A 26,911-nucleotide genomic window follows, 5' to 3' on the forward strand; every position below is an offset into this window, starting at 1 on the left:
AAGACCCTTGAGTCGAAACCAGGAAGTAAGGTTGAATATGTTGCGATCGTTTTCCCGGCTACTGTATGTGGTCACATTGATGACTCTGTTGACCGGCGTGTCTCTTCTTGCGCAGAGCGTTACTGCCCGTTTTTCTGGTCAGGTCACTGATACCGACGGAGGCTCCATTCCAGGAGCCTCCATTCAGATCATCAACCAGGAGAGTCTGGCAAAGCGCGAAACAAAGACAGATGCGTCAGGTGGATATAGTGTGGCCAACCTGGCTCCAGGGCGCTATCAGATTGTTGTAGAGGCCGACGGTTTTGCCCGCAGATCGAGCGATGTCATCACGATTATTCCAGGGCAGAATTTTATCTTCAACGTGAAGATGACTGTCGGCGGCGTGCAAACAGAGGTTCAGGTCGAGGGTGTAGGAGGGATAACTACAGTTGATACAGAGACTGCCTCTATATCAACGACCCTGGGCGCGCAAGAGATTACAGGCTACGGACTGAACGGCCGCAATTTCTCACAGCTGATCACGATGGCCCCCGGCGTGAGCAATCAAACCGGCCAGGATGAAGCCAAAGTGGGCGTAGCAGGCAGCGCGAAATTCAGCGTGAACGGAGGCCGCGTAGAGTACAACACCTTCGAGGTAGATGGTAGCGATGTCTTGAATACCAGCATCAACGCCAGCCGTGGACAGGGCGAGCCGCTGATGGTTTATCCAAGTATCGACGCCATTCAGGATATGAAGGTTCTCACTGCCGATTACAGCGCACTGTATGGCAAGAGTGCTTCCGGTAGCGTCCTGATCAGTACGAAATCAGGTACGGATAAGCTTCACGGTAACGGATATGGCTTTCTCCGCAACGAGATGTTCAATGCGCGAAACTATTTTGACCAGCCCAATACGGAGCCAGCGGGATATCAGGGAAAGCCTGTATACCGAACGCCCCTTTATCGCAGACTGGATTTCGGCGGTACCATCGGCGGTCCGCTGTTTATTCCCCATATTTACGATAGAGATAAATCGAAGACCTTTTTCTTCTTCTCCGAGGAGATACGTCGCGAAAAAACGCCGGTCGACTACAACCAGGCTGTGCCCACGGCGTCTGAGCGTTCCGGTGACTTTTCCGACGTGTGTCCGGTCCCGGTTCCAGGAGCGCCCATAACGTTCAGCCCATCCGCCTATCCGGATTGCCCGCAGGTTCCGCAAGGTGGCGGAGCCATTGGCATCGGCCGCAATGTAAGGGTGGATTACACCAGCCAGGCAATTCTCAATTCAGGCCTCATTCCTCAGGCGAACTCTACCAGCGGTTGCGACTCCACCAATCCCTCGCCTCTGGCCCACTGTTATGTCGCCTCTGTTTCCCCGCCGACTCATTGGCGGGAAGAGTTGTTCCGTATCGATCACGATCTGACGCCCAAAGAACGACTATCATTTCGCTACGTTCATGACTCCTGGGATACGGTGACGCTGGCCCCCCAATGGGGCGTCGTCCATAACAGCTTTCCGACTGTTCAGAACCAGCTCGACGGCCCGGGCCTGAACATGGCAGTCATTCTTTCGCAGAGTTTGCCCCACAACATTACCAATCTGGTCTCTGCCAGCTACACGGTAGAACATATCTCACTCTTCCCACAGCCGGGCCCTGGGGTAGAGTCGCTCAATAGGCCACTGCTTCTTGACGATCCCGCTGCGACTGGTGGAACTGCTGTTTCGGGTTCCACGCAGTGCGCTCTATTTTCGCCGCCCTCAGGAAACGACAATCCAAATGGCATCACCGAGTGCCCGATGGGCTACATCTTTAACAATGGCTATGGCGGCAACAAGCTGTCCGGCCCCGGTCTTCTGCCCGGACTGGCCTTCCAGGGAAACAATGGAGCCTATGGCGGGCACGGATTTGCCGCAGATACCGGTTACGCTCCGTGGAACCAGGCCAATCCCACTTTCACTGTGCGTGACGACGTCAGCAAAACCATCGGGAAACATACTTTGCAGTGGGGATTTTGGGGAAGCTTCGTACAGCAGAATGAACTAAGCGGCGTCACCGGCGCCAACTCCGGCGACTTGCAGGGTTTGCTGACTTTCAGCAATGAACAATCCATTAATACAACAGGCAATGCATTCGCCGACTTTCTCAACGGAGAGGGTTTTACAAGCGCCAGCGGTAGTGGGGATGAGGTAGCTGCAGGAGGCGGCATTAAGAGCTACACGCAGGATAGTGGCCAGGCGAAGTATTACACCCGCAACAAAACCGCCGAGTTCTATCTGCAGGAAGACTGGCATGTACTTCCCCATCTCACCATCAACGTTGGCCTCCGCGCCAGCCTCCTCGGTGCCTGGTACAACCCGAATGGAACGGCCTATAACTGGCGTCCCGAAGTATTCAATCCATCCATCGGCTCATCCATCTATGTCGACCCGACTCTGGGCAATCTCAGGGAGAAGATCGGCGGCAACGCTGTTCCTCTAAGCCGTAGTGGACCATACAGTCTCAGTTCTCTCGATCCAGTGATTACCAATGGACTGACGAAGTGCGGCGGTAGCGGCAGCATGTTGCCTGACTCCTGCATGAAGAACTCTCTCTTCCATCCCTCGCCGCGCGTAGGCTTCTCCTGGGATCCGTGGGGTGATGGCAAGACCGCCATCCACGCTGGTTACGGGCTGTTTTGGGAACACGGCACCGGCTATGAAGCCAATGTCGGTTCGCTGATCGGCAGTGCGCCTTTGGTCCTGAGCGAGACTCAGTCGAATATCGCAGGTGATTTTAGTCCTGATAATAACGGCATCGAACATGGGGGCAACGCCTACAGCCTCATTGGACTCTCCTGCCAGCAAGGCATGACACAATGCGGAGCCAACACTCCGACCGGCACCGGTGGCGCCACATTCCCGTTGAACGTAACTTCGGTACCCGTGAAGGCCGTGTATTCCTATGTTCAGCAGTGGAGCTTGAGCGTGCAACGCGAGGTGCGCAGGGGCATGGTCGGACAGCTTGCTTATGTGGGCACCAAGGGAACCCATCTGACAGCGGTGAGCGATCTCAACCAATTGCAGCCGCTCAGCAATAGCTTAAATCCCTTTGCGCCCGGTGAACCTATCACCGCCAACGTCTGTAACAGTGGAGCCAATTTTGGAGCCTTTTCCGTATTAGGCGAGAATGGCGACTTCGGGAAAGAGGGCATCTCGATTCCCAGTTCTCCGGCCATTGGTCCCAACGATCCTGGCTACCAGAATATGTTTGTCGCCTGTACCGGCAATCCAGGATTCTCTGACGAAAAGTTCTCAAACCAAAAACTTGGTATCAGTGCCGATGCTGTGCGGCCCTATCGCGGCTTTAGCAATATCATCTCCGTACAAAACATCGCAGACTCCGAATACAATGCTTTTCAGGCGACGCTCCGCCAGACTACAGGCTCGCTGACTATTGGCATTGCGTATACCTATAGCCACTCGCTTGACGATTCTTCCGATCGGTCCAGCGCCAATTTTGCAAACTCACTCGATATTCACTCGAACCGCGCCAGTTCTGACTTCGATCAGCGGCACCTTCTCAATGTCAACTACATCTACGATCTGCCGTTTCTGAAGTTATTGAGTGGTTTCACGCATATCGCAGGAAGCGCAGGAGATCCGTCGGATGATAGTTACTCCATGAACCAGGACAAAGCATATTGGCAACCTGGTTCTCTGTTGAAGGCTGTGCTCGGCGGCTGGCAGCTTAGCGGCATCACCACCTACGAAACTGGAGCGCCTTTCAGTGTTATCAACGCTGGCGGTTCAGATGGAACAGGCGCAGCCGACAATGCTGGTGTGGGCGATGGCCTTGGGGTCGGCTCCTATGCGGACATTATCGGCAAGAGCAAGATTGGCAAGCCATTTGTTACGCCCGGTCTGAACAACATAGGGCCGCTGCTCTTGAACCCAGGAGCGTTTGCCGCGCCGCGTGGCCTTACCTTTGGTAATTCCGGCCGCAACTACCTCAGAAATCCTTCGCGGATCAACTTCAACATGTCGACGTTTAAGCACTTCAAGCCATTCCAGGGACGTGTCGATATGGAGTTCCGCGTCGAGGCTTTCAACGTCTTCAATCATACCCAGTTCCGCATTACCGATCCCGCGAATCCCGGCAACACCGGTAACAACGTTATCAACTGCTATGGCGGGCAGTCAGAGCTTTATTCCGCGGGAGCATCCAGTTGTCTCCAGGGCAACTCCTTCTTGCATCCAGTCGATGCACACGACCCGCGCATCCTGCAGTTTGGTCTGAAAGGCAGTTTCTAACATGAAGGATAATTCCATGCAGCGATCTGAACCTGAGAACAATTTGTGCAAAAGACTCGCGCGGACGACCTGCATGCTGAGCGGTGTCTTGATGGCATTCTGGATTGCTGGCTGCGGCGGCAGCAGCAAGAGTTCAAGCACTCCGCCACCCGCTCAGCAGGCTCCGCAAAGTTACTTCGCCCCGGGGGTTAGTGGATTCGCCGGACTCTCAGGTCCTCAGACTTTTATCTTCGACGATATAGCGTCGCCTATGACGTTCTCGCAGGAGACCTTTGCTCTTAATTTGCCTTCTCAAACAGGCCTGCAAGTCTCAAATGCCGGTCGTTTCACGATCGACCCGCGTGGTCTGCGGAGCCTTGCAATTTGGACAACTTACGTTGTAAATCCTCAAACCAATGCATATCTTCCAATGAATTACACCACTCCCGAAACCGGTGGCTTTGCCGTGGAACTTGCCAATCAGGCGGGAGGATTTATCCAGATGGTAGGGCAGCCGGCGATGCCTCTCATTGCCGCTACACAATGTCCGGGTTCTACCTCCGTGACCTACCAGTTCATTACCCTTCCGGAGGCAACTTACTTCTGGAACCCAACAACCGATACTGCCTACGGAAGCGTGGACATCGCCTCGAACGGCAGCGCTGTCAATTTCCAGAACATTCATCAATACACAATGCCTCCGCCTTCCTCAGGCGGAGCCGGAGGAACACCCGTGCAGCCGTCAAGCACCTCGCCGGTAACTGGTGCATGCGGCCCGACAACCCTGGGAGCTATCACCGGAGTGCCGGGTATGTACGTTGACCCTGATCCTGGCATTAGCAACTCCGTACCTCCTCAAGCAGCCGTAGGCATCGGTCCAACCGGTCTCCTCGCGGAAGATAACGGGGCAGTGAACGGCAGCGGCGAGACCTTTCTTGGCGCGGGCACCGGAGCCCTCGGCCTGCCTAAGCCGACAAGTCCGCTCAGTGCCAATGGCCCCAGCGCATTGGTCGGCGCGCAATACCTCGGCTTCATCTATAGCGCAGGTCAGAACAACAGCTTTGGCTCCCTTGTTTTGCCTTCCTCCTCGCATCTCGCTTCGTTTGGCTTTTCGAGTGTGCCATCGAGTTGTGCCTCGATTGCTCCCAGCACTCCGACAATGATCTATGGTGGAGACTTTCCGCAGAGCAACGGGCAGGATAATCCATCTGCCTCGCCCGACGGTTTTGGCAACTGCGACTTCGCCATCGATCTCGGCAAAGAAGACCCCTCGAATAACGGGCTATTTCCCTCGGTAAAAGTGACGATCGGGGCCAGCTACGCGAGCAATATTGTCGGTAGCACTTACTCCTTTTCGGCTGTCGCTATCGCCGGACAACTCAACGGCAAAAATGCCATCTTCGTCCTCGGCGTCGATTCCACGCAGCCGTGGACGATGTATCTCCTGCAGTCGAATACTCCATAAGAGCTAGAAGTTGCGGAGAACGCCGCAGTGCGGAGAGCAAGAATGGAGAGCAAGTGTGGGAGCAAAAGAAGATCCACATCCACCTCTCGTGACAAAGACACAATCAAGCCATTCTCATCCTGCCCGGTCCTAAGGTGAGAATGGCACAAACTGAAAATTAGATGAGTTTACCCCTGCCTCCACGGCGTCAAGACTTGCCAGTCTTGACGCCATTTTTTATCTCCCAGACTAAAAGTGATTTAGCCGAGACCATGCACTCACGCAACGAAAAGATAACCAAACGTAGTTGCGGCCGATACTATATGCGAAATGAATGTTAGAGTTTATGAAATTGCAGCAATCGTTATATCGGCAGTTCATGCGAGATTCTATTTTCACGGAAAGCGGATGGAGTGCAACTCTCCGCGCACAGCCGTTGGGACCAGGATGAACCGGCGATGGCCAGGCGTAGCAGTGATAACGTCGCCTGCAAGGCCAGGCCTGATTGCATTGCAATTATGTTGAGTATGGCTGTAAACATGTGGTTTCGATCTAGGGTTAATTTTTTGAAAAGGTGAATGGACCGAATGACGAGTAATCATGCAATGACTTATTCCACAAAGCGCTTGGTTCAATTGTTTGTTGCTGCGGCAGGATTGCTTCTGCCGAGCCTTGCACCCCGGCTTGCGGTTAGCGAAGTGGCCTCTGCCAGCCAATTGCGGCTTGATTCCGGATGGGAACTCCAGTCCTCGGCCAAGGTGCCGGAATCCGGGGATGTACTTTCGTCCGCAAGCTACAAGCCGCAGGGCTGGTATCCGGTGACTGTGCCCACTACCGTAGTGGCCGCCCTCGTCAAAGCCAAAGTTTACCCCGATCCAGACTTCGGAACGAATCTGCGCAACTTCCCCGGAATGGACTATGCCGTCGGCAAGGTCTTTGCTCGACTTCCCATGAATGCGGCTAGCCCCTTTGCTGTGCCGTGGTGGTATCGCAGGGTCTTTGAATTGCCGGCAGGCGAGAGCAAGAAATCAGCCTGGCTCAACTTTGACGGCATCAATTATCGGGCGAATATCTGGCTCAACGGCCAGAAGATTGCCGACACCAGCACCGTTGCAGGGGCATGGCGTCACTACGAATTCGACATATCCAAGGCGATCCATCCGGGTGGCAAAAACATCCTCGCCGTCCAGGTTTTCCCCCCATCCGAACATGATCTTGCCATTACTTTTGTCGACTGGAATCCGGCGCCCCCGGACAAGGATATGGGGATTTTTCATGAAGTCTCCATTCTCACCAGCGGCCCGGTTGCGCTTCGTCATCCAGCCGTTATTTCGCAGGTGAATTCTCCAGCCAATGACGAGGCTGAGTTGACCGTTCTCGCGCAGGCTACGAACGCAACCGATCAACCGATTCAGGGAGAGTTGCGCGGGCGGATCGAAAGTATCTCGTTCGTTCAGAAAGTCGAGCTTGCTCCGCACGAGACAAAAGAGGTTCAGTTTCATGCCAGCGAATTTCCGCAACTGAAGCTGGAGCACCCGCGTCTCTGGTGGCCCACTCAGATGGGCAAGCCAGAACTATATGCGCTCCATCTCCAATTCGAAATCCAGGGGAGGCCTTCGGATGAAGTAGAGTCGCACTTCGGCATCCGGCAGATTACTTCTGAAGTAACCTCGCCTACACGGCGGCTCTTTCGCATCAACGGCCAACCTCTGCTGATTCGAGGTGGAGGCTGGTCCAACGATTTCCTCATGCGATGGGACAGTCAACGCTTCCATCAAGAGCTTGACTACGTCGCAGACATGCGGCTGAACACAGTTCGCCTCGAAGGCAGGTCGTTGCCGCAGGAGTTCTACGATGAAACTGATCGCCGTGGAATACTCGTCATGGCCGGCTGGAGCTGCTGCGATGCCTGGGAGCAATGGCCGAAGTGGACAGCAGAGGATCACGACATCGCGAAAGCATCCATGCGCTCACAGATGCTGCGATTGCGAAACCACCCCAGCCTGCTGATGTGGCTGAATGGAAGCGATAATGCGCCGCCTGCTGACCAGGAAGCGGTCTATCTCGAGGTAGAGAAAGATTTGCAATGGCCTAACCCCATCCTGTCTTCAGCAACGGCGAAGGCGACCACGATTCACCCGCAAAATGGCGTTCGCATGACTGGTCCCTATGACTATGTAACTCCGTCGTACTGGTTCGCGGATTCGGAAGAAAATCAGGCCGGCCACACCTGCGACCTGGGCGGATGCGGCGGTGCTCATGGATTCAACACTGAGACCAGCGCTGGTCCAGCCGTGCCTCCAATCGAGAGCTTGCAGGCAATGTTTGGGAAAGACCATCTATGGCCTATCGATGACACGTGGACATTGCACGCAGGCGGCGGAGTCTTCAGCAGTCTTACTAACTTCACCAATGCCCTCAACCAGCGTTATGGAGAAGTGAAAGACGTACGAGACTTCGCAGAGAAATCGCAGTTAATGACCTATGAAGGTACACGCGGCATGTATGAGGCATACAGCAAAAATAAGTATGTCTCTACGGGAGTTATCCAATGGATGCTGAACAACGCCTGGCCTTCCACAATCTGGCATTTGTATGACTACTACCTGCGTCCTGGTGGAGGCTATTTCGGAGCCAAGATCGCCATGGAACCACTGCATCCCATCTACTCTTCGACGGATCGCTCGATCTGGGTGGTGAGCAGTCAATACACAGATGTGAAAGGTCTCAAGCTTCAGACAAAGGTCTACAACCTTGATATGGCTGAGAAATTCAATAAGTCGATCGATCTCGATGCCGCTGCAGACAGTACAGCACAAGTGCTGACGCTGCCGCAGATGGATGGTCTGACACCGACTTACTTCCTGAAGCTCACGCTGACAAATGCAACAGGCAAGACTGTCGGCACTAATTTTTATTGGCTTTCCACCACACCCGAGACCATCGATTGGAGTAAGTCGAACTGGTACACCACTCCGGTAACTTCACAATCGGATTTCAAAGCCCTCAACAGTCTGCCCAAGGTCAAACTGGAGTCCTCTATCCGAACCGTCCAAACTGGTGAGGAAGAGACAACGCATGTCACCATTCGGAATCCAAGTAAAAACCTGGCCTTCTTCATTCGGCTCAAGCTGGACAAAGGCGCAGGCGGCGAAGAGATCCTACCTGTTCTTTGGGAGGATAATTACATCTCTCTCTTGCCCGGTGAGAAACGAGAAATTACCGCGCACTATGCACATCGCGACGCAGGTGCGCATGAGCCAACACTAGAAGTAAGAGGATGGAATGCGGACTGATGATCGGCGTAAGAGAGAACACCTGGAAAAACATGATCCCAATTGCTCCAACTGATCCGATTAAAGATCGAGTTGCAACCGTGCCCGCTTGAACGTACGCGTAATACCATGCTCAGCGGTAGCCGACATGCTCTAAACCAAGTATGTCGGCTACCGCTGAACGTTTACTCTGTTGTGATCGGGCCTTCGTCATATCCCGGGTGGCGTGTCTGGATTGCCTGGATCGTTTTCAATATATCTTCCAGGCTCGGAATCTCATTCTGCGGGCTCAGATAGTGAAGCAGGGTTTGAACCAATACAGCCATATCGCGTTCGCTCATTGAGTCCTCCTTACCGAGCGAATCATACCTGAATCCGCGGGGATGAGTCACCCTGCATTTCTATTCGATTTTGTTTGTTTCAGAATTGTATTCGCAGCCTCAGTGATAACCCTGTACTCGCCACGAACCCGAGGCAGAGAGCGCGCTGTTTGAAAACAAGACAGGCAGCTTGAGAGATGACCTCTCCTGTACATCCATTCTCATTTCGCTTGAAGTAGAATCGGTCTGACCAGAACACGAAAAACCAGATTTTCCTGGCATCTGCACACAGGGATTCCCAAACAATGAATTCGCCAGAATCACTTCCTGACGCTTCACAAACGGTGCCCTTGTCGGAAGCCAGCAAGCATCTGCTGCCCTGGCTGGTTGCCGTCGCACTCTTCATGGAGTCACTCGACACAACCATTCTGAATACCGCTGTCCCCGCCATTTCGTCCGCGCTCAAAGTAGGTCCGCTGAGTATGAAAGCAGTGCTGGCCAGTTATACGTTGAGCCTCGCAGTGTTCATTCCTATCAGCGGATGGATGGCTGACCGGTTTGGAACTCGCCGGGTATTCGCCTCTGCTATCGGCCTGTTTACGCTCGGATCTTTGCTCTGCGGAGTTTCGAGCAACATCCATCTTCTAGTGGCCTGCCGCGTACTTCAGGGTATGGGTGGAGCCATGATGGTGCCAGTGGGCAGGCTTACACTCGTACGTGCGTTCGCCAAGTCCGAATTGCTTCGCGCGATGAGCTTTGTATCTATTCCCGCGCTCGTAGCTCCAATGCTCGGACCGATCGCTGGTGGCTTGATTGTGGGTTATCTCCACTGGCGCTTTATCTTTTTCCTGAATATTCCAATTGGCCTGGTCGGTCTTGTCCTCGTTTACCTGCATTTGCCCGACTATCGAGAAGAGAAAACACATGAACTTGATCTCGTCGGACTTATCCTGTTTGGATCGGGAATCGCCTTGCTTTCCTACGTGCTTGAGATATTTGGAGAACATGCGCTAAGTTCGCGAGAAGTCAGTGGACTATTGGCGCTCTCAATTTTCATGTTGGTTGGCTACGCGGCACACGCAAAAAACATTCCTTTCCCATTGCTGCAACTCAGTCTCTTCCGTATTCGAACATTTCGCGCGGCTGTCAGCGGCAGCTTCTTTACCCGCCTTGGAATGGGCGGCGTACCTTTTCTGCTGCCCCTGCTCTACCAGGTTGGATTGGGATACACACCGATACAATCCGGACTACTGATCATGCCTCAGGCAATGGGTGCAATGGCTATGAAACTGTTTATGCCTGCAGTTCTCACCCGACTTGGATATCGTGGTGTCCTGATCTCAAACACGGTGTTGATAGGCTTGCTCATCATGGCCTTCGCAAGCATTGGTCTTCATACATCTATATGGATGATTGCGGTTCAGGCATTTTGCTACGGTGCATTCTCGTCGCTGCAATATACAAGCATGAACACACTTGCATACGCAGATACAACAGAACAGCAGGCGAGCAGCGCGAGTTCCATAGCGAGCACCATGCAGCAGATGTCCGTGAGCTTTGGAGTTGCCGCGGCCGGGATAACAACCGCTCTGTTCATTCCTCAAACCAACCCAACGACCGCGAATGAAACGGTTCGTGGAATCCATCTTGCGCTTCTCGTCCTCGGAGCCTTGACGATCGCTTCTACTGTGGTATTTAGAAGCCTGCGTAAAGGGGATGGCGACGACGTAAGTCATCAGAAGGCCATCCATGCCGGTGGTTAACAGTTGACAGGCTCATCAGGAATGCAATCGTCCAATTGAATGGATGATTGCGAAAGCTCTTCTTACCAGCTCTTCTTGAGCAGCGTATCTACTGCGAAGCCTCCGTTTTGATCGCGCGTTGCGCTAACAGCTACGCGCGGTGAAAGCTGATATTGACCTTGTATGGTCTGGCTTTGAGTAGAGGCCACATTACTCGAAAATGTAATGAATAAATTACCAGTAACACGTTGCTGAATAGTGATGTTTGCACCTGCAGGACCCTGGCTCGTGCCATTCGCCAGGACAGGATTGATAGAGAGTTGTGAGATGCCCGCAATCTTTGAAACGCGGCTTGTAACCTGACTGCTTACCTGTGAAGCAACGAGCGATTCCGCCGCCTGGTTAGTCGTGGTCGATGCTGAACTAGCGGCGCTTGCTTCTGTAGTTTGTCCGAAAGCTAAAAGATTGATAATGTCTGCCGAGGGCAGTGCAGGATCGGAGCTATAGTTTGTCCGCAGTTGATCGACGGGCCCATTGAAGCGGAGATACACATCGTACTGTTGAATCGTTGTCTTGAGGGACAGGTTCACGACCGGCTCTGTCTCAGATGGATTGACGAACTCAATAGTGCCTCCGTTGAGAAGAAATCTATCGCCGTTCAAAATGATATCGCCGCTGTCCAGGTTTACTCGCCCGAGAATGACCGGCGTTGCAGCCGTTCCACGTACCTGTAGATTCGCAGATCCACCAACGCTCAACGTTCTACTGACCAAGTTTACATTATTGCTCGAACGTACAGCCAGATTCAGTTGCAGGTCCTGGCTGAATCCCTGCGTAGGCGGCGAACTAACTCCTCCAGAGAATTGATTGATAAAACTACTTAGATCAAATGCAGACGTGAAAGAAAGATCCGAGAGATTAACGGACCCGCCCAGGACCGCACTTTTTGTAGTTCCTGCCAGTCTCAAATTTGCGTCGACGCTTTCACGAACTCCTTGCGGATACAGTATCCGTAGATCTTTCGCCGTAATTCCAAGATCAAACTGCGCACCCGCTCGCAACGCCACTCCGCCCTGCGCAGTAAGAGTACCTCCACCCATGGAGCCCTGAAAATTAGTAATACTAAGCCGATCTTTGGATAGGGTGAGTACACCGTTCCCATGTTGCAATCCAACAGGTAAATCGTCAGATGCAAATGCGGCGTCAACGATCTGAATTTGCCCTCCAAAATCGGCGCCATTTCCATGTGAGTTGACGTTGAACTTAAGCTCTCCAGAAGTTCTGATATCTGGATCGAAAAGTTGCGCAAGTTGTAGATTGACTGTTCCCAGAAGCATCGCCGATATAGGAGCATTTCCTGCCGTGGGGATAGATCCTTGCAACTGAAGGTCCGTGTCAGTCCCGCGAATTGAAGCGCGTTGTAAATCTACGACACCGTTCTTGTAGTCGACGTGGATAGGAGAAGCGGCTGCCAGTTGTATAGTCTTGCCGTACGACATCGAGAGCATAGGAATCGTGACATGCGCTTCGAGCAGATTCTTGTTCTTGAGGGGTCCGTGCAGCGTTGCATGAACCTCAGTCTGTCCAGAGATGTTTGCCGCCTCCTCAGGTGCATAGACCGCCAGCAGTGGCTGTAGCGGAATCACCTGCGTATTCAGCGTCGCATCGGCCATATAGTCCCCGGAAAGATAGACCTTGGCCTGTGCCTGGATATTGGTATTGACGGCAGAGCTTGTCAGGTTTGCATTTCCAACATGATTGGCAACATTCACGCGAAGATTGAGCGCGCTGATAGTTTGGTTTTGAATGACAAGCCGTGGAATCTGCAGGGTCGCATCAAGCTGAGGATTGTCGAATGTTCCTTGTCCACTAGCGTTCAGCGTGAGCATTCCAGTAAGATCAACGCCTTTATCTTTGAGCGTGCGAAGAGCATCAAGTTTAAGCCCTGTCGAAGTCAGTTTGGCTGTGTAAGCTCGCTGCTTTGGTTGAACACTGAATTGTCCCTGCACCTGGCCCGCGGGCAGTTGTACCGCCAGATCGCCATGCGCTTCATCTCCCGTTCCAGTGAAGTTGAGTTTTATCGTTCGAACAGCTTCACCATAAGCGACAACTTCTGCAAGAGATATGCTGCCGCTCCCAACTGGACTTAGCTCCGTCCCATGAAGTTTTATATTTACGTTGACTGTACCGCTTACGGGTATCTTTTGATCTGCCAGTTCTGTGAGTTCCGCAATATTGAGCTGCGTGGCATTCAGGTCAATCTGGATGGGACTCTCTTGAGTGAAAGACCATTGGTTGAGGCCTGTACTTACATCAAAAGAAATGCGGCCTCGAGATGCAGGATCAAGTTCCGCATGTTGTAGGCTTACGCGCGAGGGACTAACATCTACTGCGCTGCGTAACAATTTCCACTCTGTTCCACGAACATGGAGGTTTGAGCCAACCAACTGTCCAACGAGATGAGGCGAAGCTGTTGACCCTGTAACGATGCCCTGAAAAGATGCGGTGCCTGCAAGGCCAAGCGGTTGTAACGTCTGGCCAGGAGGCGTTGCGCGAAAGAGATCTGCGATCGTTTCCAGTTCACGTAAATCATCAGCCTGAAGTCGCAAGTCGAGATTAGATCGATCACTCACGAGTCCATTCATGGTTAGATTGGTCTGAGGTGTTCGCACAAAACTATTGGTAAGTTGGATCTGCTTACTGCTCGCCGTATAGTGTCCATGCAGAGCACTCTCGACTGAAACATCTGTCAAAGATACGGCTGGCTTGATTCCTTTTCCGCTTGTTTGAGTTAGATGTCCATGAATCGTTGCGTCCGTTTGGGCTACGAGATTATTAAGCGTTTTTCCCCACGTTGCTGAGGCCTGTGCGTTCAGTGTACCCGTCAATGCAACATTGCCTGTCGATGCGGATGAAGCGAAAGTGCGTTTCAATTCCTGGAGAGAGATTCCATGAAGAGAAGCATTCAACTTGGAATGTGTATCTCCACCAACGCCGTTCATCGCGCCGGTTGCTTCAAGTTGGCCGCCCAATAAACTAGCTCTAAAATTGTTAAGCGTCACATCACCATCGTGCAGTGAATAATGTCCATCTATATTGGTGATGCGCGAATGAGTGGCCTGCAGTTTCACATCTAACTGTTGGCTGGCCAATTCGCCATTTACATCAATTGCATTGATCACAGAATGTCCGGTAGCGAGGTGGTAATGCGCAGTACCCTTGGTATGAATCAGTCCGCTTGGTAGAGACTTATTCTCAAGTATTTTGCCAATCTGGCTGCCATCAAGGTTGGCATCATACGAGAGATCAATGATTGGATCATCGTAATTTTGCAACGTCCCACTAATAGATAGCTGAGATGTATCGCATGTGAGTTGTGCTTTTGTCAGTTCAAAGCGAGTTCGCGTCGCTTCAAATTCGGCATCGAGATTGTGAGGAATGGGCTTGAGAGATCCTGAGATCAGATGCCCGTCGTCATATGCCAATCGACCGGAATATTTTTGTAGCAGGTTATTGAAGGATGCTCGAAATTCGACATCATGTAAATCAGCTTCGAGAACACTCTGCTTGTCGTTGTAATAGACCTCTCCTTTAGTCAAGACGGCTCTTCGAATTGCTAAATCAAACAAGGTCGTGCTGCTGTTACCGCTGCCTCCACCTTTTAATTTAGGTAGATTGGACACTCCGTTTGCATCAACGAATAATCGAACGATTGGCCTATCAATGCGAAGAGTGTCTAGGTACCATTTTCCATGCAGGATAGAGACGATGCGAACTCCGACCTGGGCATGATCAACCTTAAGCAGGGGTGGGTTTGAATAGGGAGCAGCTCCATCGACTGTAATGCCATAAGCATCAAGGCTCAGATTCGATAGGTTCAAAACAAAATCATGTAGCTGAACATGAACGCCTAATGCGGAACTCGCCTCCTTTTCCGCAGTCTCCAATATGTATGCATGGACGCGCTTATTGTGCAGCGCGATCGTGAGACCGATGCCAATCAACGCTATCAATGTAACGACACAAACCGAAGCCCATGCGATCACCTTTAGAACAAGTCGCCCATGGCGCGGGGAATCAGCCGAGGAGGGAGGAGTTGAATTGGGTTGTGTCGTATCCAATGGATGCCTCGCTCAGAACGCTTGTCCAATGCTGATGAAATATTGCGTTGCCTGGATTCCAGGAGTGGGATTGAGATTGCGTCCCAGGTCAACTCGAATCGGCCCTACAGGCGTTGCATAGCGTAGCCCCAGGCCGGCGTTGTTGGAATAGAGAGACGTGAAGTCATGAAATCCAACATTGGGAAATACATTTCCGCCATCGTAGAACACAACAATACCAAGACCTTTTTTAATAGGCAGAGGAATGCGTGCTTCCGAATTGATCAAAAGAAGTTCATTGCCGCCACTTGGCACCTGGACGAAGGAACAATCGGTGCTCGACCCGCTGCTGCAAACCTTAACCTGCCGTTGAGGCCCGGCGCCATCTAATGGAAAACCACGAAGGCTATTACCTCCACCGGTGAAGAAAGCCTCACTCAGCGGCACTCTACTGCCACCGTACGGTTGAGCTAGGCCAATCCGAATGCTGTTAGCAAAGATGATGTTGTGATAGCCCTGCTTGTAGTAAGCGAGCTGCCCAGTCAGCTTTGTGAAGTCAACGCTTGAGCCCAGTTTTGTCGAATTGAAATCAAGCTCCATCGATCGCAAAATACCCTTGTGCGCGTCGAGAACATTATCGCGTGTATCGCGAGTCAGGTTGGCGGCCAGCGTAGAAAGACGAACATGCTGATCTTCTGGTAAGACCAGGGATGGAATTTCAATTCGAGTTAGATCTGTCTGGCTAAAGCTATAACGTAAAAACAACGTGTTGAAATGCGCTTTGTCTAAACTTCTCTGAAGCTGAAAACTCCCTAACTCCTGTTGCGAAGAGAACACTGGATTTTCTTCGTTGCGCTCCCCTGATACAGATGCAGTTGCTCTCCAGTTCGACCATAGAAAATTTGGATCGATATAGTAAGCCGCCCCGCGTTGATCGAGTCTTCCCGCGAATCCAGTGAAGGAAAGTGATTCGCCCTTGCCTCGAAAGTTGTTACGCGTATATTGAAATGTTCCTCGCGGCCCATAGAATGTCGTTTGGCTGGTCGTAAAATTAGGAGGCAGTCCGACTGGCGGCAGACCAGGAACAGCAACTGTTCCGCTCGGAATGCTTCCGCCACGATTGATCACTTCAAATCCAAAACCATATGTGATCTGATTTCGTTTGGCTTCATGCACCCTTACGAGAACATCTTCTTTAGTCTGCGTCGTGATCTGGCGTTTCGGATCGACCTCTGCCCAATCAAACACGCCGGTATGGTTGTAAAGCTGACTCTCCGCCGTCAATAGGTTTGTTTCGGTGAGAGGCTCTCCGCTCTTGATGGAGACGATATCTTTGTCAATCAATCGTTGCCTTGTCTTCATGCGGCCGAGAGTCACAATATCTCCAGCGAAGACGCGCGGACCCTCATAAATGTGATATACCACATCGATATGATGTGGATCGCTCTTCGATACTATCGTTGCTGTTTGTCTAAAGCTCGCTGTCAAATATCCGGCTTGTAAGTAATGAGCAATAACGCTTGCGCGATCGGATTGAACCAGCGCTTGTGAGTAGGGTTTATCGGTTGCGAGCTTCAACCCAGTCGGGGCGAAACTGGACTCAGGAAAAGTGTCTGCGCCGTCAATCGTGAGTGTTCTTACAATATCGCGCGGCCCCTCATTCACCTGAAAAGATACCCGGATATCTGCTCCATTGTTTACTACAGTGGGTGTGATGTGAACACTACTGAAGCCTTCGGATTGGTAGACGCCTTCAAGATTTTTTACGCTTGAGCGCACAAGTTTTTCGCTGAACTTTCCCGAAGAAAATAAGTGAGACTTTTCGACTCCAAGATGCGGCGCAAGTTTGTCTGAAGCGATCTGGGTATTTCCATGCAAACTTACCTCTGTAACTTTATGTTTTTTTTCTTTCGTGATCTGGTAAACGATGATCTGACCGGATTTACCATTCCGAAATTGCGCGTCAACCTTAACGTCGAAGAATCCCTTTGCCTGAAAGTAAGATATGAGAGCCTGTTTGCCTTCCTGTATCGATTCGTCATCAACACTGATTCCCTGGTACATCGGCAATAGAGATTTGCGTGTCCAACTGAACAGGTGAGCTCCCTCCACCTGGACATGCGTAAACGGCCCGGCCTGCACTGTGAAATGGATATCTGCGCGATTCAAATCTGCGTGATATTCAGCTCCCGCGAGCTTCACCTGTGCTCCGAGATGATCCTGTTTAGCCAATTCGTTTTCGAGATATTTGACTGCTCTTGAGAGAGTAGATCGGCGATAGGGGCGTCCTTGTCGAATAGCGGCGCCGTGACCGCGCGCGAGCAGAGTCTGAAGGCTTTGATTGAGAATCGCGGCCTGTTGTGGAGTCGCGTCGGCAATCACTATATTTCCAAATTGCGCCCGACGTTTGAGCGTCACGTGGAACAGGACATTGGCAAGACGATGAGGTTGATCAAGTTTTGTTTCCGGCTGCACCTCTGCCTGAAAAAAACCTTCCTGCCGAAAAAACATCAATAGGCTTTGGCGATCCCTCTCTATGTCCTCTGCGTTAAAAGGAGCTTCAGATGGAAAATTGGTCGCTTGCAAAAGCCGTGAATACGAGAATTGCTCGGCGCCGGGGAACTGAAAGATTCCGAACGAAATGGATGGTTCCAGAATCATCAGGACTCGAACTCCGTCTGCCTCTGGATCGACCTGCAGGCGTACTTCTTCGAAGTGTCCGTGAGCCTTTAACGATGTTACCGTTTGATCAATTTTATCTTTTGAAAATGGCTCGCCAGCCTTTTGTATAAAGAGAGGAGAGAACTGAGACGTGGAGATATCCGGGCGTCCCGCAATTTCTATCGCTGTTACTTTTTGTCCTTCATAGGACGAGAGAATCTCGGTTGACGCTGGGGAATCCTTGGGCACCTGCTCTGTTGATGGCCTTGGATTCTGCGCACCTGTTGGAAGAGTGAAGGCGACAAGCAGAAACATCAAAACTTGCCAGTACAATCCATGCAGCTTCCATTGCCGATCCTTGTTTTTGACCAGCATGCAGTGCAAATCCTCCGAAGTAAAAACATTATCTACTATTGGATGCATGTGGTCAGTGCTCAGTTGATCACTCCTGAAAAGGAAGCCCAATGCAGGAACGACTGCCTGCAATTTCCAAATGGTTTCAAAACGACGCGTCAGGCGCTGTGCTGAAGCCGAAATTCTGGCACCCAATCGAGGGCGCTTCGCATCCATCATTACAGCAAGATGCATCATGACAGGCGAGGGGGCACGGTCTTGAACGATAACGATACTGATCCTCTCCCTGCGTCCAAACCCGGCGTGGTACTTGCTCACGAAATTAACCGGCGAGGGTTCAGAGAATTCTGCCTCCGTTCTGGTACATATTCGCTGTGGGATCTGCATGGAATATCTCTCCGGACACTTGCCTCCAGAACGTGGAAATCAGCGCAGGAAGATCGTCTATTGGATCGATCCGCAGAACTCGGCTTTTACTTTTTCTTCGCCCTTTTCCCCGCGCTTTTTAGTGCGAGTTCAATTCTGGGATTAGCTGCAAAATCTGCCGATCTGATCTATGACCGGCTTCTCAATTACCTCGCGCTTGTCATACCATCCTCGGCGTTGGGAACGGTGCTCGATACCTTTAATGAGACCACGGCTGCTTCTACTCCGGGCAAAATAACCTTTGGTCTCATCGTGGCAATCTGGTCGGCCGCTATTGGTATTTCTGCGGTACAAGATACGCTCAACGTTGTCTGTGGAGTACGCGAAACGCGCTCCTATTTTGTAGCCCGCTTATATGCAATCCGACTCACGATTATCCTGAGCGCAATCATCACACTTGTCCTGACATGCCTCTTTGGAGGAGATTTCGTAGCTCGAATGGTGTATCCTCATGCCGATGGTCACCTTATGCCGATGGTAGTAAGTGTGATGGCAAGACTTATAGGGTGGGGAATTGCGATCATTCTGTTATCGCTTTCCTTTGCAGTCACCTATTATTGGGCACCAGACATCAAGAACCGTAAATGGCGTTGGTTTACGCCTGGCGCAATGATCGGCATATTAGGATGGTTTCTGGCATCCCTTGGCCTGCGTCTATATCTCCATTACTTCAATACATATTCAATTACGTATGGCTCGCTGGGGGTCGTGATTATTTTACTTACATGGTTTTATATCACTGGACTCATGCTGCTTCTTGGTGCAGAGATCAACAATGAACTTGAAATCGCCGAAGCGGTGTGCAACGCATCTGCATCATCTTTGTGAATCCGCTTTAGCGCCGGTTAACCGAGAAAACGATCCCAGATATTCGCAGATAATGACCAACAATGACCAACATTGATCAGCAAAAGCCAGAGCGATTGAATACGGTAATTGCGTTGAAGTTTAGTCGAGGTTCAAAGGTTCAGGTTGAAGTAAACGGACATTTTGTATCGCTTTACACGCTTTCAGAGGTAAAAGGAGACCCAAATGACCACACCCAAAAAATGCGCACATCCTGCCTGTAATTGTTTGGCAAGCGAAGGCAATAAATACTGCAGCGACCATTGCAGGACAGCCAAAAACCTGACGGAACTAACCTGTCAATGTCGACACCCAGAATGCAATGCCTAGCATCATCCGCCTGTGGGCAAATTGAGAAGTTCATTTTCTGCAGGCTTGCGCAAACTGCGATAGCCCTCAGAAGAAACGGTCCTTCTTGCCTCGAATGGCACGATATGTTAATTTCGTTTTAATGTTAGTTGAGATCAGTCTAGTGCTCGCTCGCTGTTGTGCATCTCCTGCGCACGCGACCTGTTGTTGTCCTCGCTAGACACCGCGATCTCCTAGTTCCTCAATCTCCAGGAAACATTCATTCAATTGTTGCCGTCCACTGTTTGACGCTCTGCTCTCTCAACTTTTGACAATCTACATGAACAATTTATAAGGAGCCTCGTAATGGCCCATTGGTGCCGCGTTGTTTTATTGCCTGCTTTATTTGTATTAAGTTTAGCGTCAGTAACTGTATCGCCAGCGTTCGCGCAATTAGTCGGTGGAACCATCGCTGGCAGCATCGTAGATTCAGGCGGAGCCTCTGTTGTCGGAGCAGCCGTGGTGATTCGCAATGAAGAAACCGGAGGAGTTCGCCAACTGGTTACATCGCAATACGGCACCTTCTCGGCACCATCCATTCCCGTTGGCACCTATACCCTCTCTGTGACCCTGGATGGATTTGCTCCGCTCAAGCGAACAGGCATTGCGCTTACCGTTGGGCAGAGCCTTGAGCTTCATCTCAAGTTGAATGTTGGCAAGGTTGAGCAGCTTGTTACCGTCGTCGATACTCCTTCCGGGGTTGACACCTCTACATTGCAGTCTCAGGGGCTGGTCAACGAACGCCAGGTGAAGGAACTGCCTCTGAATGGGCGCAGCTTTGACCAATTGCTGCAACTAAATCCAGCCTCTATCAGCTACACCACGCAAAGGTCTGGAGGCGTCGGAACCTCGAATTCTTCCGTAGGAAATATGTATTCGATTTCGGGTCGCAGGCCGCAGGACAATCTCTTTCTGCTGAATGGAATTGAATACACCGGGGCATCGCTGATCAACGTTACGCCAGGTGGAACAAGCGGCCAACTACTCGGCGTAGAAGCTGTGCGCGAGTTCAATGTCGTTAGCGACACATACGGAGCCAACTACGGTAAGCGGACAGGAGCGCAGGTATCCATCATCACCGCTTCCGGCAGCAATCAAGTACACGGCTCAGTCTACGAGTTCTTTCGTAACAGCGCATTGGATGCACGCAACTTCTTCGATCAATCTCAGATTCCAGCCTTTGGAAGAAATGATTATGGCGCAGCGCTGGGTGGTCCGTTGCGTAAAGATAAGCTTTTCGCATTCGGCAATTACGAGGGATATCGCCAACACCTCGGTTTGAGTGATGTAACGTTCGTTCCCGATAATGCATCCAGAGCCGCCGCAGTTGCGAGCGTGCAACCGTTGCTATCGTTGTGGCCTGTTGGAACTACAGAATTGGGCGGAGGAATCGCCGAAGCATTTTCGAATCCACCGCAGCACGTAAGAGAAGACTTCGGCACAACGCGTGTTGACGCCAACCTTACCAATCAGGATCTTTTCTTTGCAGCTTATACCGTGGATGACAGCGATGCGACGACCCCGTCCGCCAATCCTTATTCCTCAATCTACGAGCGATTGCGCGAGCAGGTATTGAGTGCGCAGGAGCAGCATGTTTTCTCACCGGCATTACTCAATACCTTGCGCGTTGGCTACTCCCGCGCAGCGTTTGCCTTCAATAGCATCCTGTCCGGTTCGGTTCCGGGATGGGTCGCGGGTGGACCGGTAGGTTCAATCGTGATCGCCGGCAGCACCGCCTCCAATGGTGCTTCGCAAGTGACTCTGGCCGGCGCTAATACCGGCAGCAATAACGAGACCGTACGCAATCTCTTTACCGTCGACGACCATATCTATTGGACTCATGGCAAGCATCAGATTGAGGCAGGAGTATGGTTGCAGCGCATGCAGTCAAACGACTTTCTTGCGCAGAATCAATATGGTCAGGCATCTTTTTCTACGCTGGCCACATTTGAGCAAGGTGCGGTATCGAAGTACACGATCGTTCCGTCGCCCACAGAATTGGGATGGCGTTCACTCTTCTCCGCTGGATTTATTGAAGACTCGTGGAAAGCCACTCCTCGCCTCGAACTCCGCGCAGGTATTCGGATCGAATCTTCAAACGGATGGAATGAAGTACAGGGTCGCGCATCGAACTACGATTTCACCAACGGAGTCATCAACACGAATCCGACAGTTAGCAGCTCAGCTCTGTCTGACAATCGCGCCAAGTTTCTTCCCGAACCACGCATTGGAGCGACGTATGATCTACTCGGCAACGGCAAAACTGCGCTGAAGGCCAGCTTCGGTTTACACCGCGCCTTACTAGATACTCTCGATTACCGTTTGGATCAAACAGCGCCCTTCAACACAACACTTTCCTTCAGCAACACCACCGTGAGCGATCTTCCCGAACTCTCAACAGGGCAGGTACCGGGCCTGGTTTCTCCAAGCAACGTACAACGCAATCTCGAGACACCGACGGTACTGTCGTGGACAGCTAAAGTAGAGCAGGAAATCGCACCGCGAACCACGTTGACGATTGGCTATATCGGCTCGCATGGTTATCACCAGATTCTCTCTGAAGACCAGAATACGCCCGCTGCGGTGATCTGCCCCTCGCCATCTTGCCCTGGTTCACTTGCGGATGGCACGGTCTACTATCCGACAACGAAACTAGCTAACCCGGCACTCGCCAACTCCACGTCATGGGTGTCTCAGGGCATCAGTAATTACAACGGATTGGAAGTCGATGTGAAGCGCCAGTTCTCGAAGGGCCTTCAACTACGCGGCGTCTATACGTGGTCGAAAAACCTCGACGATGGTTCAGCATGGAATACGAGCGTGTCTGCAAACACGCCAGCCTTTGTTTCGTTCCCAGGCAATCCCAAGCTGGATTATGGGCCTGCGGCGACAAACATCACGCATGCAGCAGCTATCAACGGCACCTGGGAGCTGCCTGTTGGCAAAGGCCATCTAGCGCTTGCCAACGCATCCTCACTTGTTCAAAACCTTGCAGGGGGCTGGGCGTTGAGTGGCATTGCGACCTTGCAGAGTGGCTTTCCATTTTCGCCTCAACTTGGCTACAATCCCACAGGCAATGGAGATTCACGTAACCCTGCGCGGCCTCAGCTCAACCCCGATTTTCATGGAAAGCTCTACGCAAGAACCCAATCGGACTGGTTTAATCCCGACGCCTTTCTCGCGCCATATCCCGGCACATTTGGCAATACCAGCCGCGACTCGCTCGTCGGGCCCGGCCTCACGGATGTAGATCTTTCGCTCTCGAAGAGCACCGTGGTTCACGACCGTGTTCGAGCCCAGTTTCGTGTGGAGTATTTCAATGTGCTGAATCACAGCAATTTCACTACACCAAACGCCGTGGTCTTCAGCACCGGGCCCACGCCAGCCAAGCCCGATACGGCCGCCGCAGTTTCTCCTACTGCAGGTGTAGTGACCGCAACAGCGACTACTTCGAGACAACTGCAGTTCGCATTGAAGTTCCTCTTCTGAGGTATGCCAGATTCATGGCATGCCCCGGATACAGACCAATTCAGATACAGGCCCAATTGGGTGCAGCATGTGAATTTGTTATACTAATGAAACGCATGCTGTGCATCTCCCAAAACGGCTACTGTTGTTGCCTGTCGAAATCTTCGACGGGTGTTCTTATTAGTCTCTGATCTCCACGCACAATTGATCCAGATGACGCATCCGTAGCTGAATAAGCCGGGTATGTCTCGTTCTACTTCGGCCTTCAGCATCCCTTTTAGAAGCAATGAGGTTTGTATGCCGGCAGTAGAGAACGAAACAAGGCCAGAAGCGTCGATAACAAGTGTCTCCGCGGCACAGCGTCTCAGCCATCTGCGTCTTCTGGAGGCAGAGAGCATCCACATCCTGCGTGAAGTGGCCTCTGAATTCGAGCGGCCGGTGATGCTGTATTCAATCGGCAAAGATTCATCGGTGATGCTCCGCCTTGCGCAAAAGGCTTTCTACCCTGCTCCAATTCCATTCCCCCTGCTGCATGTCGACACAGGTTTCAAGTTCGCGGAGATGATCACCTTCCGCGATGAAATGGCACGTTCAGTAGGAGCCGAACTGCTGGTCTGGCGTAATGAATCGGCAATCGCAGCAGGTACAAATCCGATTGCTCTCGATACCAAACGCTGCTGTGGCTTGCTCAAGACACAAGCACTCCTCGATGCACTCAAACACTATAACTTCGACGCTGCATTCGGAGGCGCTCGCCGCGATGAAGAAAAATCGCGAGCCAAGGAACGTATCTATTCCTTCCGAGACAATGCTGGTCAATGGGATCCGAAGAACCAGCGCCCCGAACTCTGGAATCTCTATAACGCTCGTATTCATCCCGGCGAAAGCATCCGCGTCTTTCCATTGTCCAACTGGACCGAGATGGATGTCTGGCAGTACATCCACGAGGAGAACATCCCCGTCGTCGATCTCTACTTTGCAAAAGAGAGGCCGATGTATATTCGCGGCGATAGTTTGTTGCCCATCGAGCAGTCATTCGTTGCGCGACTTGGGGAACAGCCTACGCTGGTCAAATCGCGATTACGCTCTCTCGGCTGTAGTCCATGCACAGGAGCGATTCGTTCCGACGCAGACACGATTCCCGCCATCATCGCGGAACTCCTATCCTTCCGCTCCTCCGAACGTGCGAATCGAGCGATTGATCACGACCAGGAAGGCTCAATGGAAATTAAGAAACGCGAGGGCTATTTCTAGTGACACTTGCAGCCCCCAGCTTTGTTATTGATCAATTTCTAACGCAGGAGCGCGAAAAAGATCTTCTTCGTTTCTCAACCGCTGGGAGTGTCGATGATGGAAAATCGACGCTCATCGGACGGCTTCTCTATGACACGCAATCGGTCTATGAAGATCAGGTTCGGTCCATTGAAGGCAAGGGAACTACTGCTCCCGGTCAGATAGATTTCGCGCTCTTGACGGACGGTCTTCGTGCCGAGCGGGAGCAGGGTATCACCATCGATGTAGCCTACCGCTACTTCTCGACAGCTCGCCGCAAGTTCATCATCGCGGATACTCCAGGCCATGAACAATACACGCGCAACATGGCTACAGGTGCTTCAACAGCAGATGCGACCGTGGTGCTTCTCGACGCAAGCAAAGGCGTGTTGATGCAGTCGCGGAGGCATGCCTATATCGCATCGCTTCTCCGGGTGAAGCATGTCGTAGTTGCGGTAAATAAGATGGATCTGATCGGTTATAGCGAAACTTCTTTTCGTACCATCGAACGTGATTTTCAGTTGGTCCTCGATCAGATAGCAAGTGATACCGGTAATCCTGTCGAAGCCACATTCATCCCTGTCAGTGCGCTTGCGGGTGACAACATCGTACATCGATCGACAGCGATGTCATGGTACGGTGGCCCTTCGCTTTTGGAAGTGCTTGAAGCCCTGCCGTCATCGCTGGATACCCGTTATGCGCCGTTCCGTTTTCCCGTGCAGCGTGTCATCCGGCCTGACCATACCTTTCGCGGATTTGCCGGTCAGATTGCTTCCGGCACGATTCGTCCCGGAGACACGATCACTGCTCTTCCATCCGGCAGAGTCGCGAAGATCTCTCGCATCGTCACCTGGGATGGAGACCTTTCCGAGGCTCACGCGCCGCTCTCGGTAACGCTTACTCTTGATAGAGAACTCGATATCAGCCGCGGTGATCTTATCGCGTCGTCACAGGCGCCTGCTTCCATCGTAAAAACTTTTCCCGCTTCGCTCGTATGGATGGATCAGCGGCCACTTGCGCTTCATCGCCGCTATCTTTTGAAGCACAGCAGTCATTCAGTTCCAGCCGTCGTTTCCACTCTTGAATACAGAACCAATGTCGGCACACTTACGCATGAACCTGCTGCAACATTGGAAATGAATGGTATTGGCACCGTGACGATACAGGTGCTTCGCCCCATCGCTATTGATTCTTATGGAGAGGATCGTAGTACCGGCGCTTTCATCCTTATTGATCCAGAGACGAACGGTACCGTAGCCGCCGGCATGGTCACTGACCTATCGCGATCTATCTCTACGAATGAAGAACCCGCTATCTCAGATGGACCAGTTACAAGTCAAGAAAGAGCCCAGCGTTGGGGACACCGTGGCGCACTCATCGAGTTCAGTGGCCCGGAAGAAATCCTCGATAAGATCGAGCGTTCTCTTTTTGCAAGAGGCGCAGTCACAAGCCGAATTCACTCTGCTTTATTGGAAACTCGCTCCGAGCAATCTGCGGCCATCATAGACTTTAATATCCAGTCGGGCTTCCTCGTCCTCGTCACATCTCTTCATGAAGCACGCACAGTGGTAGTACGAGCAGAGGGGCAGGAGATAGTGATCAATACTGACGATGAAAGCAAAGTGGTCTCCGCGGTTTATGCGTTACTGAGCCGTGTGCATATTATCAACGCCTCCGGAAAGGCAGATGTTGAATGAGCACTTCAGAAATTGATTCGATCCACACACAAGTCAATGCGAAGCTGGATCACGTACGCGCCGCACTCGCTGCCGAAATCGGCGCCACTCATGATGTCTGTCTGACCTGCAGCTTCCAGGCAGAAGACGTACTGCTGACAAAGCTCGCTCTGGAACTCGACCCCACCATTCCGGTTCTCTTTCTTGATACCGGTTATCACTTTCGCGAGACATACGAATATCGCGATCAGATAGCTAAAGACTGGCACTTGAATCTGATCAATCTGCTGCCGGAAAAGACAGTAGCAGAGCAGGAACTTGAGCATGGCCTTCTCTATCAATCCGCGCCTGACCAGTGCTGCAAGCTACGCAAGGTAGAGCCGCTCTTCAAGGCCGTGGGCGAATACCGTGTCTGGCTCACCGGTCTTCGGCGGGAACAGGCAAAAAGCCGTGCAGCGCTTGAAGAATCCGCACTCTTCACCCTCCCCGGCGGCAAGCAGGTTTTGAAGCTCGCGCCTCTCGCAGAGTGGACCACTCGCGATGTCTGGTATGCATGCGAACAGCTTGCGATTCCACTTTTGCCGCTGTACGAACGAGGTTTCTCATCGATTGGATGTGAGCCGTGTACCACTCTTCCCCTCGACCCCAATGACCCGCGTTCAGGACGCTGGGCAGGTCGCAAAGTAGAATGCGGCATACACATAGAAGCAGCATCGGCGAAGTAGAGGCG

At 51.9% G+C, this 26,911-nt stretch carries 12 protein-coding genes; 9 read left to right on the forward strand and 3 right to left on the reverse strand.

The window, feature by feature from the left end:
• Nucleotides 1-37: 37 nt before the first annotated feature.
• From OHL19_RS22780 to OHL19_RS22790, 3 genes are all read left to right on the forward strand, one after another.
• Entirely contained in the window at nucleotides 38-4,270 is a 4,233-nt protein-coding gene (locus tag OHL19_RS22780; RefSeq protein WP_263360151.1) for a TonB-dependent receptor, read from the forward strand.
• A 16-nt stretch (nucleotides 4,271-4,286) separates the two neighbouring features.
• Entirely contained in the window at nucleotides 4,287-5,714 is a 1,428-nt protein-coding gene (locus tag OHL19_RS22785; RefSeq protein WP_263360152.1) for a hypothetical protein, read from the forward strand.
• 566 nt (nucleotides 5,715-6,280) lie between these two features.
• Entirely contained in the window at nucleotides 6,281-8,989 is a 2,709-nt protein-coding gene (locus OHL19_RS22790) for a glycoside hydrolase family 2 protein (protein WP_263360153.1), read from the forward strand.
• A 164-nt stretch (nucleotides 8,990-9,153) separates the two neighbouring features.
• On the opposite strand, the gene OHL19_RS22795 is transcribed toward OHL19_RS22790, so the two are convergent.
• Nucleotides 9,154-9,309: a hypothetical protein gene (locus tag OHL19_RS22795; protein ID WP_263360154.1), complete on the reverse strand. Its 156-nt coding sequence runs from the start codon at nucleotides 9,307-9,309 to the stop codon at nucleotides 9,154-9,156.
• 284 nt (nucleotides 9,310-9,593) lie between these two features.
• Between OHL19_RS22795 and OHL19_RS22800 the strand changes: the two genes are divergently transcribed.
• Nucleotides 9,594-11,051 (forward strand): DHA2 family efflux MFS transporter permease subunit, encoded by a 1,458-nt coding sequence (locus OHL19_RS22800; protein WP_263360155.1) that lies wholly within the window; start codon nucleotides 9,594-9,596, stop codon nucleotides 11,049-11,051.
• A 62-nt stretch (nucleotides 11,052-11,113) separates the two neighbouring features.
• Here OHL19_RS22800 and OHL19_RS22805 read toward each other — a convergent pair whose 3' ends face one another.
• Nucleotides 11,114-15,151: a translocation/assembly module TamB domain-containing protein gene (locus OHL19_RS22805; protein ID WP_263360156.1), complete on the reverse strand. Its 4,038-nt coding sequence runs from the start codon at nucleotides 15,149-15,151 to the stop codon at nucleotides 11,114-11,116.
• Between the two features lie 12 nt (nucleotides 15,152-15,163).
• The gene (locus OHL19_RS22810; RefSeq protein WP_263360158.1) at nucleotides 15,164-18,166 is read right to left on the reverse strand and encodes a POTRA domain-containing protein; all 3,003 of its coding nucleotides are present in this window, start codon (nucleotides 18,164-18,166) and stop codon (nucleotides 15,164-15,166) included.
• A gap of 237 nt (nucleotides 18,167-18,403) precedes the next feature.
• Here OHL19_RS22810 and OHL19_RS22815 point away from each other — a divergent pair, with 237 nt between their 5' ends.
• The 5 genes from OHL19_RS22815 to OHL19_RS22835 all read left to right on the forward strand — a co-directional run bounded on the left by OHL19_RS22815 (nucleotide 18,404) and on the right by OHL19_RS22835 (nucleotide 26,906).
• Nucleotides 18,404-19,399 carry a YihY/virulence factor BrkB family protein gene (locus tag OHL19_RS22815; protein ID WP_263360159.1) on the forward strand — a complete coding sequence of 332 codons (996 nt, stop codon included), beginning with the start codon at nucleotides 18,404-18,406 and terminating at the stop codon, nucleotides 19,397-19,399.
• A gap of 672 nt (nucleotides 19,400-20,071) precedes the next feature.
• Nucleotides 20,072-23,254: a carboxypeptidase-like regulatory domain-containing protein gene (locus OHL19_RS22820; protein WP_263360160.1), complete on the forward strand. Its 3,183-nt coding sequence runs from the start codon at nucleotides 20,072-20,074 to the stop codon at nucleotides 23,252-23,254.
• A 276-nt stretch (nucleotides 23,255-23,530) separates the two neighbouring features.
• Nucleotides 23,531-24,487, forward strand: coding sequence for a sulfate adenylyltransferase subunit CysD (gene cysD, locus OHL19_RS22825; protein WP_263360161.1), 957 nt, complete (start codon nucleotides 23,531-23,533; stop codon nucleotides 24,485-24,487).
• A complete protein-coding gene (gene cysN / locus OHL19_RS22830; RefSeq protein ID WP_263360162.1) occupies nucleotides 24,487-26,202 on the forward strand; it encodes a sulfate adenylyltransferase subunit CysN in 1,716 nt (571 codons plus the stop codon). Before cysD ends, cysN begins: the two co-directional genes overlap by 1 nt.
• Nucleotides 26,199-26,906 carry a phosphoadenylyl-sulfate reductase gene (locus OHL19_RS22835; protein ID WP_263360163.1) on the forward strand — a complete coding sequence of 236 codons (708 nt, stop codon included), beginning with the start codon at nucleotides 26,199-26,201 and terminating at the stop codon, nucleotides 26,904-26,906. The genes cysN and OHL19_RS22835 overlap by 4 nt, the downstream gene beginning before the upstream one ends.
• The last annotated feature ends 5 nt before the right edge of the window (nucleotides 26,907-26,911 follow it).

Origin of the sequence: Acidicapsa ligni, assembly GCF_025685655.1 — a bacterium.
In the GTDB taxonomy this organism is placed as follows: Bacteria; Acidobacteriota; Terriglobia; order Terriglobales; family Acidobacteriaceae; genus Acidicapsa; species Acidicapsa ligni.